The organism is Alteromonas sp. KUL17 (assembly GCF_006538305.1).
GTDB lineage: Bacteria > Pseudomonadota > Gammaproteobacteria > Enterobacterales > Alteromonadaceae > Alteromonas > Alteromonas macleodii.
In genome coordinates, this window is record NZ_BJKJ01000001.1 from 134,134 (window position 1) to 151,257 (window position 17,124).

Below are 17,124 nucleotides of genomic sequence, written 5' to 3' on the forward strand. Positions count from 1 at the left end.
TACTCCCATCGCACTCTGTGCCGCTGTTCTATGCTCAGTGCGAGTAAAAACTTGATGTAGATAGAACCGCAAGATAAACAATATACTCTCACGGGTTACACGTAGCGGTTATAAGAAGGTTTTCTTTGCTCTATCTGATTGTGAGCTTGCTTCTTGCGCTTCAGACACTGTTACTTGTAGCGCTTCTAGCTGCTTTTTACCTACCGCTACATCAGTCATGTCGTAAATCATCATACTGATAAAATCCACCTTACCCGTCGCAGAAGTAAGAGGAGAAAGTGTAATGTTTTGGTACATGAATGACTCACTACCTGTAATCGGCCGGTAGTTTGGAAACTTGAACAAATAAGGGCGTTGTTCCCATGTCATAAAGGCACGGGTTTTTAGGTCGAAAACTGGCTTAGCTTTCTTAATAAACCAGTCTTGTTTGATTGCGGGAAATAACGAAAATAACGTTTTGTCTCTTACTTCACTCGGCAAAAGCCCACTGTGACTTTCCATAAAACCGTTCCACACTTGCACGGTGAAGTTGCGGTCTAGTACGACAATGCCAACGTCTACCGTTTGTAGCATGTCCATCATCCAGTGAAATTCTTGTAACTCATCTAAATGCTGGCTCATTAAAAATCCTCCAACAAGTGGGCGAGTTTAGAATTCATCATTTTCATAGACTCTTCCGTGAACAACAAAATCAAATCACACTGAACATTGTAGCCTTCCAAGCCATAGCTAAGCTCAATCGCCAACGTTCGCTTCCATTTTATTTGGTTCATGCTGATAATTTCAGTGATGGCACGATGTTGACCAAGTACAATGGGGTGACCTTGGCTGAAGTTAATGTCCATTTGATGGGCCAGCCCTGTTAAACAGGTGCCAATCAAAATACTCGCAGCATCCATAAGCAGCTCTAATTGAAGCTGGTCGTCAACTTCGCCTTCTACATTGAGTATTTTAGCCACGTCGTCAAAGCTAGAGTCGCTCAAAATACACAACGCCTCACCACTAACACCTGGCCCTAAGAAGCCTTGGCATACGGCGGTAACTTGCTCATGGCTCTCAATATCAGAAAGCATCATGTGAAGTTCAGATACTTCAATTAAATTAACGTTGGGAATAGGCAGTTCAACAAACACGTTCATGGTGCGGGCTAAATGATCCCCCGCTTGCCCCATGGCTATGTTAGTGATTTCTTGGTAACAATCGCGAATTTCAGGGTCTAGCGGTGAAACTTCTTCCGGCTCTTCCTCTTCAACATGAAGAATGTTGAATTTATCTAGTACCTCGGCCAGCTTCTTAGGATCCACCGGCTTTCTAATAAAGTCCAAAGCGCCAAGCGATGTCACTCTTTCATGAGCTTCAGGCTGAATATCACCAGACACAACAATAACTTTGGTTTTAAGACCTTGTTTCTGAATTGCTTCTAATGTGCCGTACCCATCTAAAACGGGCATATTAAGGTCGAGCAATAGAAGATCGCCCTTTCCTTCAGCGAGAGCCGATAGAGCATCTTGACCATTCTTCGCAAAATGTACGGCCACTTCCCAATCTTGAGGAAGGCATTTAGCCACTTGCTTGCGCGCAACTAACGAGTCGTCACATACGAGTACAGAAAACATTAAGTTCTTTTACCACCTAGCTTTTGAAACCAGCTACCGCCGGTATTTTCTAGCAATTTCAATTGTATCGGCACAACTACTGTGAACTGAAGTAACGATTTGAGTTAACTTACACTTCGCTGTAACCCGGTTACTTTTTGTTTGAATAGATACCATGTATATAGTGATACGAAACACCTCACTAAGAAATAGCACTTTTGGGGAATATTGCCAGCACGTTTTTACTTACAAACATCACGGCGCTTTGATTCTTTGCTACGCGTTTTTACAGCAGCTTGTGCACCTTTTAGTCAAGGCGGGTGATTGCAGGTCTGGTCAGGCTAAATCACAACCAATAGATAGAACGCCAAGTTTCGAAAAAAGCTCTCAAACAAAGAAACCAAAAATGACAGGTAGTGCCAACGCAGTAAATATACCATTTACACAAAGGCCCAGAGTCGCCATCGCCGCCACGTCTTCCCCCATTTGAATAGCTTTGGCTGTACCAATTGCGTGGGCCACCGTGCCCATAGCAATACCTTGCGCCTGTCGATTTTGTACATTGAGGACCGCAAACACACCAGTAGCCACAATGGCTCCAACTACACCCGTCACAATGACAAAAACGGCAGCCAATGCGGGAATGCCGCCAACCTGCGCACTCGACTCCATAGCAAGGGGCGTGGTGATTGATTTAGCTAACATGGTAATTTGTATTGCACGCGGTGCATCAAGTGCAAACAAAGTAAGCCACGCGGTGAAAGGCGCGAGTATGCCACCAAAAGCAATACTCGCCATTAACCGCCAGCCGTAGTGCTTTAGCTTTTGCCATTGTCTGTAAATGGGTAGTGCTAATGCCACAGTGATAGGCCCTAGCAACCAATGCAACAAAGAAGCCGCCTGTTGATACTCAGTAACCCCTGTTTCAGTTAAATAAAGGCCAGCTGACACAATCAGCGCGGTAACGACAATGGGATGCGCTAGCGGGTGACCTTTGCATTTTTTGTTCACCCAAAGGGCAATAATGTAGCCAATTATTGAAACGCTAAGCCACAATAACCCCGTTAAGCTAAATGCTTGATGTAGAGCCTCCTTCATTCTTGCTTTCCACCCTTGCTTGCCACATCTGAGCCGCTGCCGCTTTTGCTATTAAACAATTGCTGCGAAAACCAAGCGGTTATCCCTAAACTTATCGAGGTCGTTACAATAATCGCGATAGCAATGGCAAGTGCATTGGACTGAATGTCAGCCCAATAAATAGATACGCCAAGTACGGCTGGAATAAACAGTAAGGACATATGCTTCAAAGGAAAAGTAACAAAGCGCGCCGTGTGAACCTCAAGCTGAGGAAAAAGAAAAAGCATCGCGAGTAAAAAGAATAAGCCCATTAATGGCCCTGGTATAGGAAGGGCGCTCACATTAACGACAACAAGCCCAAGATAATAAGCAGCAAACACTAAAACTGCGCCCACTATCATGTTTCTTACATCTCGCACTATCGCTCCTTATTAGGCCTTGCAGGTCCTGGTACTTGTTCCCAAAATTCAGTGAGTAAGTGTAACGATAAGCGAGTTAGACCACCAGCAGTACCATGGTCGTATAGTAGAATGTTGCACTGAAATGCGCTTTGACGTTCAGTCTGTCAGCCAAAACTGATAGTAATACTTGTGAGTAATCTTGAACGCTTCGCCACCTTGCATGACAACTCGCTGCTGATTGAGTTTTTGCTCCAGGTGCGCGATATGTTTTGCGTTGACCGCCACAGAGCGGTTACAGCGTTTAAAATTCTGCTCTCCCAAACGCTTAAGTAATTCACACAAGGTGGTGCGGACAACGTAGCTTTCTGAGAGCGTTTGAACACACATGTAGTCACCTGCAGCTTCAATCCATTTAATCTCTGCTGGATTTAAACAACACCACCCGTTTTCAGCGCGTATCCCTAAAACATTTGGCTGAACACTTTTGTTCAATTGCTGGCGCAATGTAGCTAAAAGCGCAGGTTCAGACACCCCATATTGTTCACAAAGTCCCTTTACCAGCATATTGAATTGAAAGTCCCGTTCATAAAAATGGTACTTGGTTTTGACATGCTCTATAGCGTTTAATACTTGGGGTTCTTCAAGTGGTGATTTAACAAATCCTGACGCGTTATGAGAAAAGGCTAACAGCGCTTCTTCGTCTTTATTTCCTACTGCAAGCCAATACCGTGATGCAAGGTTTCGACTTGACTGAGAGACTGAATAGAAACCGATGGACTGAGGATATTTCTCTGCTAAGGCAAGACAATGGCCTACCGATTGCGCGCCATAAACGTGACTGAATACGTCTAGCTTTTCTAGCATTTCGCAAAGTGAGTTTTGCATAGAAACAGAGTGTAAAAAAACCAGTGCGATCATCTGCGATCCCTTGCAAGTGCAAGCAGTAATAGCTGTCAGCGTTATTTATCCCAGTCTTAATAAGTGATGGGATGTAGACAGCGAAAAGTAAAAATAAGCGAAAAAGGGGCTATAAGCTGCATAGCCCAATCGCCAGGGTAGAAAACTCTTCATTAGCGTTTTGCTGTTAATACACTAGGGCTAGCATTAATGCGACGAGCAATCAGCTGTGCGTTTTTAGATGCATTATGAGTAAGTGCAAAAGTAAGCATGTCTTGCCCGTTGCACACTAATCCTTCATGGATATATCGCATTTTAAAACCCGTCGCTTTCACGGCGCGATGCAATCGCAAACGGCTATCGCTTTTTACCGCTTCACACACTGCAATTAAGTTTTTTTCTACATGCTTGGGGTACGGGGCGGCATTCGTTACTGTTGCAGTAAGCGACAAGGTTATTCCTAGTAAAGCAAGTTGGGTAACACGGCGTGACATAAACATAACAAGTTCCTCTGATAATATTCGGCAACGCGGTGACTACCTCTTTTGTCCCCGCACCATTAAATTAGTGAAACTTTGTAAAATTCACGCTATAAAAACGTTAAAGCACCGCTATTTGAGACGTTGCGACAAGTACACAAAAGCTAAGGTTTAATAATCGGTCTAAACTGTTATTAGTCGTACTTAACACACACTTTGCAACATTCTTATAAATGCATACGTTGCAAAGTGGAAAATCATAAGCAAATACTCTTGCCCGCCTAGCGGTGCAGACAATAATCTAATTTCTTAACACGTATTCAAGGAAGAGCCATGTTAGAGCAGCAACAATACCACCTTATTAGAGAGCATATGCAGCCTGGTGACATCATCGCATTTGGCGGCAATAGCTTATTTTCTCGTTGGACTAAACTCACGACACGCTCTGCGGTAACGCATGTGGCAATTGTTATGCAAACGAAGATGCGCGATGAAGATTCTAATCGATATTTTAATCAAGTCATGGAAGCAACATCGTATAAGGGAAAGCGAGGGGTAATGACCAATAGACTAAGCGAGCGTGTAGCATCTTACGACGGTGATATTTGGTGGCTGCCACTGTCTAGTGCGTCAAGAAGCATCTTTGAGCAAAATAAGCGAGACTTCTTTAACTTCATGTTTGAACAAGACGGGAAACCTTACGACGTGCTACAGCTATTCGGCTCAGCAGTGGACGCGATTGATGAACATCCCCTGTTCGGCAGCATAAGCTACAATCAAGAAGACTTTAATAGCTGGTTCTGTTCAGAGTTAATTGCTGAGGGGTTGGAGACTGCAGGTGTTGTAAGTGGCGTAAATGCATCGGAAGTCACGCCAGTGGACATCTGCCGGTTTAACATTTTCAAAAAGCGTTACGTACAGCTTAAAGGAAAAGGAAGGGTAATTGGAGGGTTCAATTCACTCAAGGCAGATAACTGGGGCCAGATTGCCTAACCCCATTAATTAAAAACACATCTACCCCAATATGGGGTAAGGTGAGTTTTAGAAAATACTGTCTTGGTGAATCTTAATAAACATGCTCGTCCCAATTTTAGAGTAATCGACTTTATACTCTTTCCCATTTAGGGTTTGTACGAACAATAATGTTTTTTCGTCGCCAAACACATCGCTAGTAGTTACATCTACTAGTTCCATGTCCATCATCTTAGCATCGCGCTTGTTTTCAGGCACTTTGCCTTCGTACTGCTTAATACCTTTATAAGTAACAAGAATTGGCGGATGTTCATCACCATTGATCACCAATAGATCTAATTTTCTTATTTTATGAATGATGGTATTTCGACCACTTGTAATGAAGGGTTTTTCAGTCATTCTCATCTCCGCGACCGCTCACCTGCTTTATAGTTATTAACAAAGAATGTAAGTGATTGAGTTTATCACGATGTTAACAATCAGCACATAAGCATTTGGTTGATATATGTGTGCAAAGTATAAACATAAATTACACAAAATGAGCAATAAATCGCTAATTTTTGCGTGTAGTGTGTGTTTTTACAAATTGCTCGTCGGTTAAACTGCGCAAAAATGCAACCAACGCCGCCTTTTCATCTTCAGAAATCGTAAAGCCTTTTATGAACGGACTGCGGTAAGGGTTAGGGCTTTCAGCCAGATTTCCCCCACGAGCATAAAACTCAATGACTTCATCAAGGGTGGCAATACTGCCATCATGCATGTAGGGCGCAGTAAGGGCTATATTGCGCAAAGTAGGAGCTCTAAACTTCCCCATGTCTTGTTTATTGTGAGTAACGCTGTAAAGCCCCATGTCCGATTCCGGATAACTGCCCTTCCCATCTTCGTTATACAGGCCAGTGTTGTGGAAAGGCTGAGCCGCAAAAGGTTGAAAACTATGCTTAGACGATTGAGTGAAGTTCAGACCTCCGTGGCAGTGAAAGCACTCAGTGCGCTCTGAAAAAAACAGATTCAAACCTTCAAGCTGCTGGGCGGTTAGTGCATCGTCATCTTGAGCGTAAGCATAGTTATCGAAAGCACTATTAAACGACACTAAACTTCTCACGTAGCTAGCAAGCGCCTTTACGATATTATTTAAATTGGGTGTATCATCACCATAAGCCGCTTCAAACAGCGCTCGATATTCGCTGCCCTCAAAGCGCTTTAATATACGCTTTTCATTTCCCGTAACGCCCATTTCCACAGGATGTTCATTAAAAAGCGGGATCATCAGCTGCTTTTCTATACTTTCTAAATTGTTATGCGCCCAAGTGAAGGATGCATTATAAGCCACGTTTACTAGCGCTAATGCGTTACGATTTAGCGCGTCTCCGTTCGCGCCTACTGAAACTGTCTTAGGTTCAGAGAAAGCATGCTCTGGTTCATGGCAGCTGCTGCATGAAACCGCCTTGTTAGCACTTAAGCCCTTATCAAAGAAAAGCTTCTCTCCCAAAATTACGCTTTCTTCGGTCACAGGATTGTCTGCGGGAACGGGAGGCGGTGGAATATTGTGAGGCAAATTCCAAATGTAAGGCGTGGGCGATTTACTGCACGCGCCTAAAATCATTGCAACAAGAGCGATAATTGCCGCCTTGAAAGCGAGCTGAGCTCGCCTTCTAGTGCAAATTAAACGTGCCGCTACTGCCACTTAATCCAAGGCCTGTGCACTAAATTCTGAATAAGCTTTTTACAGGGCTCAGTTTCAGGAGACTCGAACATACAACTTGGCGCTTCGTTTATATCAACTTGCGCGACAATGTTAGACACCGATACTTCCAAATCTAAATCAGTATCAAGCTGGGTCATCGGCAGAATAAACTCCACCCGGTTTGTGAAAGCACACGATTTTTCAGGTGGCCTGACTGCTGATTCAGAATCGCAACCCACGCTACCTAAATGATAAGACCATTTGCGTGTTTCCTCTGAGCCTTTAGACACATCCAGTCGCAAAAACTTATGACCGTTTTGCCAGCTCCAAAACATTGTACTGTCATTCAATGGCGAAGGCTGTGTAAGCGGGTTAGCGTGATTATCGTCGAAGGGAAGACCCATAGTGAAGCGCAAGTTTGTGGACAGCTTTAAAAGCTCTTCCGATACATCTAATACAATTTTGCTATTGGCATCATCAGGGTTGTTGCACTTATTGTGAAACTTTAGCAATGCTATATTCGGCGTCTGCCATTGGGTTTGTTTAAACTTAACTCGCTGCCACTTACCATCAATGCGCACTTCTGGCTTGCTAAGGTAAAAACCGAAGTAGTCTATATTCCATCGCTGTTGTCCAATACTCATGATCATTGGACATGCCCCCGTATCGACTCCCACCAACTTAAACGGGATTTCACCAGGCTCTCTTCCTTTGAGGTTAATGACATCACAGCCGGTTAACGACACTAGCGCCGCAAAGAGTAACGAAGGCATGACACTCATGCGAAAAGGCATTTTCATTTACGTATGTACTTCCTTTGGATATCTGGTAGTTTTTTATACAAACTACCTTTTTCTAATTACACACTTGCGCGGACGACAAGATGAATGCATTCCCATTAACGCTAATAGTGCTGCTTTTAGCATTTGTGAGTCAAGGTGCACAAGCACACACAGACCATGACAAAGCGCGTTTTGTTGCCGAAGACGGCGTGGACGCGGGCAAGTGTGACAACCGTTTCAGGCCCTGTAAAACGTTGAGCTATGCCGCGCGACAGGCCAATAAAGGCGACAAAATTCTCGTTGCTGAAGGCCAATATTATTTCGACAACGCTCAGCATGCACAAGTTCTAAACGACAGTCTTTTACCCGTATTAGGAGGCTTTTCTCGTGAAGATCATTACCAGGCACAGAAGCCTGCCTTGCACAAAACTACACTAGTTAATGTGCCTACCTATTTATCAGAAGCCCTTTATGAAAAAGGGTTCGACAGTATAACTGACGGAAAGGCCGCGTCTTCCCTTCAAGCACAGGCATCATCGCACATGGTCCTTAGTACCGAAGTCAGTGCAAATGAAGCTTGCACAGATGGAACGGCTGCCGACTTCCCATGCAGCAATATCGATCTACTCTCTAACGTACCTGTTAACGTATTGTCGTCGGTATCAAATAGTACCAACGATATTTGGGGGCACGTCGATTTAAACAACCGTAGAGAATATGCCATTGTTGGCATGCAGGCCAGCATTGCCGTTGTAGATGTAACCGAGCCAACAGCGCCGGTAGTAGTAGGTGAAATTACCGGTCAAAGTACGACATGGCGCGACATTAAGGTCTATCAGTATTTCGATAGCGCTGCGGGGCGTTTTAAAGCATATGCCTACGCCAGTGCCGATAGCGTAACAGAAGGTTTTACCATCATTGACCTTAACGACCTCCCTAATGGTATTAGCTTAACGAAGCGGATTAACGACGATAACCGTGCACACAATATCTACATCTCAAACGTAGATTACACGCTAAACACACCGTTAAATGACGCTGCGCCTCAGCTACATTTGGTTGGCCAAGATAGTAACGGCGGAGCCTTTCGTTCATATACGCTAACCTCACCTCAAACACCAACCGCGTCTTACATACCTAGCGGTCTTACACGTGCCGACTATACGCATGATGCGTCATCTATGCGCGTTACCGACGCAAGAGCGCAAACTGACTGTGTGAATGCTACGGCTGATGGATGTACGGTTATGCTTGACTTCAATGAAGATGCAATGCGCCTTTGGGATCACACGAACACAAATAGTACCTCTGAACTAAGTAGTACTAGTTATAACGAGGTTGCCTACACCCATAGCGGTTGGTTTAGTGAAGACAAGCAATATGCCTTTGTTCACGATGAGTTGGACGAGCGAAACTTCAGCTTAAATACCCGGGTTATGATTTTTGATATTTCATCACTTACAACACCTGTGCTCGCCAGCATTTGGACCAGTGACAACGGCACTATCGATCACAACGGCTACGTAAGAGGTAACCGCTACTATATGTCTAACTATGAGCGTGGCTTAACGGTACTAGACATTTCAGATCCTACCGCGCCTGTAGAAGCAGGCTTTTTCGACACCTACCCTGCTTTTAACAGCACCAACTTTAATGGTGCGTGGGGCGTATACCCGTTTCTACCTAGCGGTAATATTTTGGTTAGTGATATTCAGCGCGGTTTGTTTGTATTAAAAGACAATACGTTAAGCGCAACAACAGTTGCGGCCTTCTCTCAGGCTAATTATGAAACGGATGCTGATACAACCTTAAGCCTTCCTGTTAATAAGACAGGAACCGGGGCTATGACAGTTGAGTATGAAGTAATAGCGGGTTCAGCCACCAGCAGCGATGTAATGTTAGCGTCTGGAGAACTCAGTTGGGGTGCGGATGAATCACAGACTAAAAACATCACGTTAAGCATCGATGCTAATGAAAATACTGAAAGCAATGAGGTATTTTTCGTCAGACTATTTAACCCGCAAGGAGGAGGTATCGCCTCTGGTAGCGGCTATGCTCAAGTCACCATTAACGGTACTGCCCAGCAAGGGAAAGTTGAATTAAGCGCTGGCGAACGCACTATTTTAGAGACCGACTCTGAACTTGCGTTAAACATTGTTCGCCAAGGCGGAAGTGAAGGCGAAGTAAGTGTGAACTATTCACTGGAAAGCGGTACAGCAGTGAGCGATGAAGACTTTGTCAGCCAAAGCGGCACGGTAACTTGGAGCGACGGCGAAACTAATTCGAAGACCGTCAATATTGCGCTTATTAACGATAGTATCGAAGAAGACAACGAACAATTTCGTTTAGTGCTTGCTGCACAAGACACCAATCTTCTGAGTGGTGTGGTAGAAACGCTGATTACGATAAAGGACGATGAGAGCAATCAAGCCCCTGTGGTAAACGCAGGAACAGATGTTGAAACCGATGTAAGAGCCAGCGTTGAATTAACGGGAAGCGCCCAAGACCCCGAAGGCGCGTTAACAAGCGTAGAATGGACGCAAACCGCCGGCGACACGGTTACCATCAGAAATGCAGATACATTAACCATGTCTTTTACCGCCCCATCATCTCAAAGCAATTTAACCTTTTCGTTAACTGCAACGGATGAGTTTGGAGTTAGCACCAGCGACACCGTTACTGTTACCGTGAACGAAAGTGTAGTGAGCTTGCCAACGGATACTAATTCAAATAGCTCTGGTGGAGGCGGTTCTACGACTCTGTTTAGCATGTTAGGCTTGGCATTAGCTCTTGGGTGGCGACGTGTAAAATTGCCAAACAAGGCACATAAACTACAGCTTAGTGAACAAAAATAAAGCAAACAAATCACAAAGCTACCAGCGAGGCGTGACAAGGCAAATAAAACTGCTTATACTTGCGCTCGCTTGTGGTTGTCATGCATAGCAAATTGCATTGAAAACTGCACAGCACATCTCAAAATGGCCCCATAGCTCAGTTGGTTAGAGCATCCGACTCATAATCGGCAGGTCCCCTGTTCAAGTCAGGGTGGGGCCACCATTCTTCCTAGGCTTCAGGCTCTACCCCATAAACGGGGGATCAGCATTCACCTTACACGATTGATAACACCATCCCATCCACAATGGGTCATCACTCTTATTCGATAGTTTTCAAAGTTTCTAAAACCATACGCTCTTCTTGATATCATTTCCATTTTGTTGTGGAAGCCTTCAGTGATCCCGTTGTTTCGTGTAAAGCGCCACATGGCGATGATAGGTTGCAACCACGAAGTTAAGGTTTTGGCCAGTGCACGAAGTGGACTGTGATGTAACTGTTCAAGCAAGTCTAAGAACCTCGGTAATGTCTTCTCCATTCGTTTTTCATTCATAGTCTTTAATAGCATATACCTGATGAGCTTCTGTTTGACCTCATACAGTGTTTTTAACACAGGATAGTCAGCTAAGTAGCGTTGTAAGTTGCTGTTATTGTCTTCGCTTAAATGCCATTGATGTCGTCGCATCAAACTAAGTAAACCCCGATTCTTACGTCCTTCAGGGTGGTGTTGCTGCCACGCTTTTAAGAAGTGATGGTTTATCAAGCGCACTACATGAAAACGGTCAGCGACTATCGTAGCATTAGGGAAATAGCGTTTGGCAATACCACGATAGGTTTCCGATAAGTCCATCGCGATGAGCTTAACGTTCTCTTTATTGGGAAGGTGGCGCAAGTACGAGCGTAAACTTAATTCAGAACGTCCCAGTTTTACGTCAAACACACTACGGTGTCGTAAATCTACAAACGTCGTCGCATAACCCTTCTTACGGGTAAAAAAGTGTTCATCTATTCCTAGCATCTCTGGGCAGGGGCGACTGATAATCTCTTTATATTTTTGGCTGATGTGTGATTGGTACCAACGCTCTACCGTAGTGGGACTAATGCGATGTGTGCGTGAGATACCACGCTGCGTCACACCACCGTGATGCGCCTCAAAGACTTCTAAGCGAAAGCACTCCGACGCCCGATAGCGTGGCCGGATCCCAACAAAAGGGTGCCTGAAATAACGCCCACAGCATCGACAATGATACTTAGGTACCTTTAAATGTAGCGTTAGCACCTGATTCCCTTGGCGCGTGTGCTTCACAGTACGCTTATGTGTGGCTTTTATGCGTAACTGTCGACTCTCACAATGCTTGCACAGCGGCTTTTTAGTGGGCTTTGCCCACACTTCAATAAAATCATGTCGATGAACACGTTCTATTTCTAACTCACTTATGCCTAAAATAGTACCTGCGTGGGACATCTGTACTCTCCATTAAATGATTCTTCGCAAAATCAGTTTAATGAATGCGGATGTCCCCCGTTAATGATGAAGAGCCAGGCTTCAACGATAGTTATTACTAACCTGGTTTGGTCGGTGCTACCTCTGTGCTGATATTTTCCCTAGCACGCAAAATAAGACAAAAACCAAAACACTTTGAATCAATTCTTTCAATAATTGTTCATCGCAAATTGCCATCTGCCTCTGAGCATTTTCATAGTAGTGAGCGTTTCTTGCCATATAGTAATAGCCGGAGTAGCCACCACTCTATATTACACGTATCATCACAAAGGCGCGGCTGGCGCTTACAAGTAGTTACTTGCAAATAGTGAATAAAAGCGTATGTATCGCGCGTTTCTTCCGTAAAGAATTTGAAATGGATTTTAGAAAAAACCTGAACTAAGCGTTATTAAGGAGTTATTTTTCATAAGTCAATTTGCAAATCACGTAGCACAGAGTTTGTGAATAATACCAACGCATCAAGAATAGTAGTATAGAGGGACTGTAGTCTCAGGGCATAACTGGGACTTTAAATATTCTCCTTTACATTTAATCTAAGGAACCAAGGATGAAGATTGAATTTTTTGACATTCAAAATTATCGAAAATTAAAAAGGACACGAATTTACCTCAGTCAAGATGAAACATTATTTGTAGGAGCGAATAATAGCGGTAAAACTTCTGCCATTGATGCTTTAATTACTTTTTTAGACCAAAGAGTAAGAACTGGGGAAACTGATGACTCGAGCGGGCAAAGACGCTTCTATACAACAGATTTCACGCTAACGAATTGGTCACACCTCAATCATTTTGCTGAGTCTTGGCTTACTCCAGAGAATATGAAGGGTAATACACTCAGAGAATGGCAGCCATATTGTCCTTCGCTAGATATCTGGCTGAAAGTAGATGCCAGTGAAGTTCACCGAGTAAGTCACCTCGTACCAACCTTAAAATGGAGAGGGGGGCTTCTGGGTGTCAGATTAATATACCAACCGAAGTCTGTAGAAAACTTGATACAGGAGTTTTTACAAGAGTATGACGCAGCAAAGTTAGCGACGAAATTACTCCCTGAGGAAGCAGAAATTAGTGATCTTAAGCTTTTAGACAAAGACCTGCGTGAGTTTCTTGGTACAAAGTTTGGAGCAGAATCATTAGAAGAAATAATTAAGGACTTCTTTCAAAAAAGGGATATGGAGAAGCCACCCGAAGAACATTCCTCAGAAAAAAGTCACAATAAAAAACTTGAGCTTTGGCCAAAGGATCTACGGGAATTTCTCGATAAGAGACTTGGAACACATTTTGATTTGAACGCCTATCTTCTAGACCCCACAGAAGTTGAAAAAAGTTCACTACCCCAAACTCTTCCAGTAAATCAGTTACCATTGAAATTCTATCCATTTAGGAACTTATTTAAAGTTGATGTAATTGAGGCTCAACGAGGCTTTTCAGACCCACACTCGAACAAACAGTCGAAAGGACAAAGCAGCTTATCGTCTCAATTAAATCAATATTATACTCGCCATTTAAATCCTTCAGATTTCCCAGAGAAGGAGGATGTTGAAGCCTTAGCTGCTATAAATCTTGCAAAAAAACATTTTTGATGAACGATTAAATGATGCATTTTGTGATTCACTTGGTGAACTGAAGGGGCTTGGTTATCCGGGTTTTAACGATCCTGATATTTTACTTTCCAGTAATACGGAGCCAGTCGAAAACCTCGCTCACGATGCAACAGTAATTTTCGACGTACAAAGGCCACAAATTGGTAGAAGCCAGCTCCTAGCATTACCTGAAAATTACAATGGCCTTGGTTATAAAAATCTTATTTACATGATTTTTAAGCTAATAAGCTTTAGAGATAATTGGATGAGGAAAGGTAAAGCAGAGAAGCGCCGAACAGAAGATGATATAGCGAAAGAACCATTACATCTTGTGCTAATTGAAGAACCTGAAGCTCATTTACATGCTCAAGTACAGCAAGTCTTCATTCGTAAAGCATTTGAAGTTCTAAAAAAGAATGTCCCTAAAACTTTTAGTACTCAAATGATAGTTAGTAGTCATTCTAGTTATATAGCCCATGAGGTTGGATTTGAGAAACTCAGATACTTCAAGCGCCATCCGTCTACCGATTTTTTTGAAGCGCCGAGGGCAGAAGTAATTGGACTGTCTGATGTATTTAAGATCTCAGGTAAATCTAGCAATGATATTGAGGATACGGCAAAGTTTGTTACGCGCTACCTGAAAACCACACACTGTGATCTATTTTTTGCGAACGGTGTTATTTTGGTAGAAGGCGCAGCCGAGAGAATGTTACTCCCACATTTCATCCGTCATAAATTTGATAGTCAATTCGGGTTAAATAGAAGTTATATTTCAATTCTTGAAGTAGGTGGTGCCCACGCACAGCGATTGAAACCTTTGATTGACGCACTGGGTTTACCAACACTTGTAATAACAGACACTGATGCAACGGGCAAGAAAAAAGTCAAAAAGATAGACAAGAATATAATAGTTAGCGGATCGGTGCGTCCACAAAGAAACGAAAACCAAAGTTCAGGAAGTAATACACTTAAGCAATGGTTTAAATTTGACACTACATCTTTAGATAATGTGTTAGACAAAAAGCCAGAAAGTAAGGTTTTAGAAAATGCAAGGGCAGCTTACCAGTATGATATAAATGTTGAATACAATGGTGTTGCTGGTGGGAAAGTGATTCCGTACACGTTTGAAGATGCTTTGGCTTTAACAAATATAACTTTAATTAAAAATTTACAGAAGCCCACTGGCATGATGAAAAAAATGAAGGACGCTTGTGAAGAACCTTCATTGGATGAATGTGCTATAGCTATGTATGAAGCCTTGGAAAATAGTGGCAAAGCAAAGATGGCATTGGATATCATTTTTGATATCGATCCTGAAAAACTACAAGTTCCCGAATATATTAACGAGGGGCTGCAATGGCTTGAGAGAGAACTACGCGAGGCAAGTAAAGACTTTTTGACACATCAGTCACCAACTGACGGAGGTGTTATCGATGATTGAGTTAATATCAGATAATTTCCCTTCACACTTCGATGAAGTTGATAGAGAGATTTATCAATATTTAAATTTAGATTCACCTTCAAGCTTTTTATTATTTGCTGGAGCAGGTTCTGGTAAAACTAGAACTCTTGTGAATGTTCTTGAACATGTAAAAAGAAACGATCTGAATCGTATGATTGACGCAGGCTCAAGAATCGCCGTCATCACATACACCAACGCCGCATGTGAAGAAATTAGACACCGTCTTCAATTTGATCCAGCATTCAGAGTATCAACAATTCACAGTTTTGCTTGGAGCTTAATAAAGCCGTTTACAGAAGATATAAGGGAGTTTCTACGTAAGAGTTTGGTTCAGAAAATAGCCCAGTTACAGGTAAAAATTGATAAAGCTCGTGACATAAACGGAGTTACAGCACTCAAGAACGCCAGAAGTAGAGATAGCAAAAAAAGACGTCTAGAACATATCGATAGAGTTACTGAGTTTAGTTATAGCCCTTCATCTAATAGGCCAGAAAAAGACTCACTAAATCACGCTGAAGTGATTGCCATAGCGTCTGCATTCATTGCTGACTCTGAATTAATGCAAACGTTGTTAATCAACAAGTTTCCTATATTACTAATTGATGAGAGTCAGGATACCGAAAAGAACTTAATGAATGCGCTCATTTCGGCTCAAAAGAATAACAAGAATAAGTTTGTGCTCGGGTTATTTGGCGACATGATGCAACGAATTTATGGTGGAGGGAAGGAGGATTTGGATTCTGGATTACCAAGTGATTGGAAGAAGCCAGCCAAATTGATCAACTATAGATGCCCAAAACGAATTGTAACCCTTATAAACGACATTCGTAATGATATTGATGGGCTACAACAAAGTGCGTGCAAGGACGCTCCAGAAGGTACTGTCAGACTTTTTATAGTAAATTCAAGCCAGGGCGATAAATACCAGGTTGAAGCTTCTATAAGAGCAAAGATGTGTGAAGTTACGCAAGATAAAATGTGGGCAGAAGCTGAAAAGGTTAAATGTCTAACTTTAGAACATGCGATGGCCGCTGATCGGGGGGGATTCGCCGAATTTTATGGGCCGTTAGCGGCTAACGCAGATCTTCGGGATTCAGTACTCAATGGAACGAGTCAAGAACTTAAGTTTATTACTCAACTTGTTTTGCCTTTGGTTGAAGCAATCATGAATGATGAACTTTTTGAAATTACAAGACTTATTAAGGTTGGCTCAGCAATTATTAGTAACTCAAACACAGACTTCGTTAAAGAACCCTTTGAGTCTTTATCGAAAGCAGACATTAGTATTGAAAAGCTGAAACCTAAACTAGTTAACGAAGAGTTGAATTTACGTGAAGTCATTGAATACTTTTCTACAAATGGGCTACTTGAAGTTCCCGATAGTCTCAAGACACACCTAGACTTAGGCATAGTCAGTTGTTCTGAAGAAGAGGAAAAGGAACTAGAAAAGGACTATATAGCCTGGGAACGCGCTCTCCAAGCAAAAATCCAATCGGTCAAAAATTACTCAAGCTATATAAATGAAAGCTCTGTTTTTGCAACTCATCAAGGTGTGAAAGGCTTAGAATTTGAAAGAGTTATGGCAGTTTTGGATGATGAAAGTGCAGGCGGCTTTCTCTTTAACTATGAGAAGTTGCTTGGCGCAGAGCCATTGAGTGACACAGATAAGAAAAATGAAGCTGACGGGAAAGATTCCACCCCTCTAAGAACGAGAAGATTGTTTTATGTAATCTGCAGTCGGGCAGAAAGAAGTCTGGCTATAGTCGCTTATACGAAAAAACCATACGCAGTAAAGACTAAAGCCATTCAATCTTGGTTTAAAGAAGATGAGGTTGTGCTATTGAAGTGAATAGTTGAAAG

The 17,124-nt window shown here is 42.8% G+C and carries 15 protein-coding genes and 1 tRNA gene; 6 read left to right on the forward strand and 10 right to left on the reverse strand.

Translation table 11 applies throughout. The annotated features are described in order from the left end of the window. Positions 1-108: 108 nt before the first annotated feature. From KUL49_RS00535 to KUL49_RS00560, 6 genes are all read right to left on the reverse strand, one after another. Positions 109-621, reverse strand: a complete 513-nt coding sequence (locus tag KUL49_RS00535) for a PAS domain-containing protein (protein ID WP_014948470.1) — start codon at positions 619-621, stop codon at positions 109-111. Beyond that, positions 621-1,616 carry a response regulator gene (locus KUL49_RS00540; protein WP_014975809.1) on the reverse strand — a complete coding sequence of 332 codons (996 nt, stop codon included), beginning with the start codon at positions 1,614-1,616 and terminating at the stop codon, positions 621-623. Before KUL49_RS00540 ends, KUL49_RS00535 begins: the two co-directional genes overlap by 1 nt. 366 nt (positions 1,617-1,982) lie before the next feature. Continuing rightward, positions 1,983-2,693 (reverse strand): LrgB family protein, encoded by a 711-nt coding sequence (locus tag KUL49_RS00545; protein WP_014978487.1) that lies wholly within the window; start codon positions 2,691-2,693, stop codon positions 1,983-1,985. Continuing rightward, entirely contained in the window at positions 2,690-3,091 is a 402-nt protein-coding gene (locus KUL49_RS00550; protein ID WP_131135954.1) for a CidA/LrgA family protein, read from the reverse strand. The genes KUL49_RS00545 and KUL49_RS00550 overlap by 4 nt, the downstream gene beginning before the upstream one ends. A 138-nt stretch (positions 3,092-3,229) precedes the next feature. Next, positions 3,230-3,991 (reverse strand): LytTR family DNA-binding domain-containing protein, encoded by a 762-nt coding sequence (locus tag KUL49_RS00555; RefSeq protein WP_131135955.1) that lies wholly within the window; start codon positions 3,989-3,991, stop codon positions 3,230-3,232. A 152-nt stretch (positions 3,992-4,143) separates the two neighbouring features. Continuing rightward, positions 4,144-4,470 (reverse strand): DUF3718 domain-containing protein, encoded by a 327-nt coding sequence (locus tag KUL49_RS00560; protein WP_131135956.1) that lies wholly within the window; start codon positions 4,468-4,470, stop codon positions 4,144-4,146. A 312-nt stretch (positions 4,471-4,782) separates the two neighbouring features. Between KUL49_RS00560 and KUL49_RS00565 the strand changes: the two genes are divergently transcribed. Continuing rightward, positions 4,783-5,442 (forward strand): hypothetical protein, encoded by a 660-nt coding sequence (locus tag KUL49_RS00565; protein WP_014975806.1) that lies wholly within the window; start codon positions 4,783-4,785, stop codon positions 5,440-5,442. 48 nt (positions 5,443-5,490) lie between these two features. Here KUL49_RS00565 and KUL49_RS00570 read toward each other — a convergent pair whose 3' ends face one another. The 3 genes from KUL49_RS00570 to KUL49_RS00580 all read right to left on the reverse strand — a co-directional run bounded on the left by KUL49_RS00570 (position 5,491) and on the right by KUL49_RS00580 (position 7,905). Further along, positions 5,491-5,820, reverse strand: coding sequence for a hypothetical protein (locus tag KUL49_RS00570; RefSeq protein WP_131135957.1), 330 nt, complete (start codon positions 5,818-5,820; stop codon positions 5,491-5,493). 154 nt (positions 5,821-5,974) lie between these two features. Next, a complete protein-coding gene (locus KUL49_RS00575; RefSeq protein WP_039230653.1) occupies positions 5,975-7,024 on the reverse strand; it encodes an MbnH family di-heme enzyme in 1,050 nt (349 codons plus the stop codon). Between the two features lie 71 nt (positions 7,025-7,095). Beyond that, positions 7,096-7,905: an MbnP family copper-binding protein gene (locus KUL49_RS00580; protein ID WP_014948461.1), complete on the reverse strand. Its 810-nt coding sequence runs from the start codon at positions 7,903-7,905 to the stop codon at positions 7,096-7,098. An 83-nt stretch (positions 7,906-7,988) separates the two neighbouring features. On the opposite strand from KUL49_RS00580, the gene KUL49_RS00585 reads away from it, so the two are divergent. Beyond that, complete coding sequence (locus KUL49_RS00585; protein WP_131135958.1) at positions 7,989-10,742, forward strand: choice-of-anchor B family protein; 2,754 nt, start codon at positions 7,989-7,991, stop codon at positions 10,740-10,742. Between the two features lie 125 nt (positions 10,743-10,867). Then, positions 10,868-10,944 (forward strand) — tRNA-Ile (locus tag KUL49_RS00590). A gap of 46 nt (positions 10,945-10,990) precedes the next feature. Here KUL49_RS00590 and KUL49_RS00595 read toward each other — a convergent pair. Next, positions 10,991-12,184: an ISL3 family transposase gene (locus tag KUL49_RS00595; protein WP_131135959.1), complete on the reverse strand. Its 1,194-nt coding sequence runs from the start codon at positions 12,182-12,184 to the stop codon at positions 10,991-10,993. 586 nt (positions 12,185-12,770) lie between these two features. Here KUL49_RS00595 and KUL49_RS00600 point away from each other — a divergent pair. Genes KUL49_RS00600 through KUL49_RS00610 form a run of 3 tightly spaced genes read left to right on the forward strand, consistent with a single transcriptional unit; the run spans position 12,771 to position 17,113 of the window. Then, complete coding sequence (locus tag KUL49_RS00600) at positions 12,771-13,802, forward strand: AAA family ATPase (RefSeq protein WP_131135960.1); 1,032 nt, start codon at positions 12,771-12,773, stop codon at positions 13,800-13,802. Beyond that, positions 13,783-15,243: an ATP-dependent endonuclease gene (locus KUL49_RS00605; RefSeq protein WP_165477859.1), complete on the forward strand. Its 1,461-nt coding sequence runs from the start codon at positions 13,783-13,785 to the stop codon at positions 15,241-15,243. The genes KUL49_RS00600 and KUL49_RS00605 overlap by 20 nt, the downstream gene beginning before the upstream one ends. After that, positions 15,236-17,113, forward strand: a complete 1,878-nt coding sequence (locus KUL49_RS00610; protein WP_131135962.1) for a UvrD-helicase domain-containing protein — start codon at positions 15,236-15,238, stop codon at positions 17,111-17,113. Before KUL49_RS00605 ends, KUL49_RS00610 begins: the two co-directional genes overlap by 8 nt. Positions 17,114-17,124 lie beyond the last annotated feature (11 nt).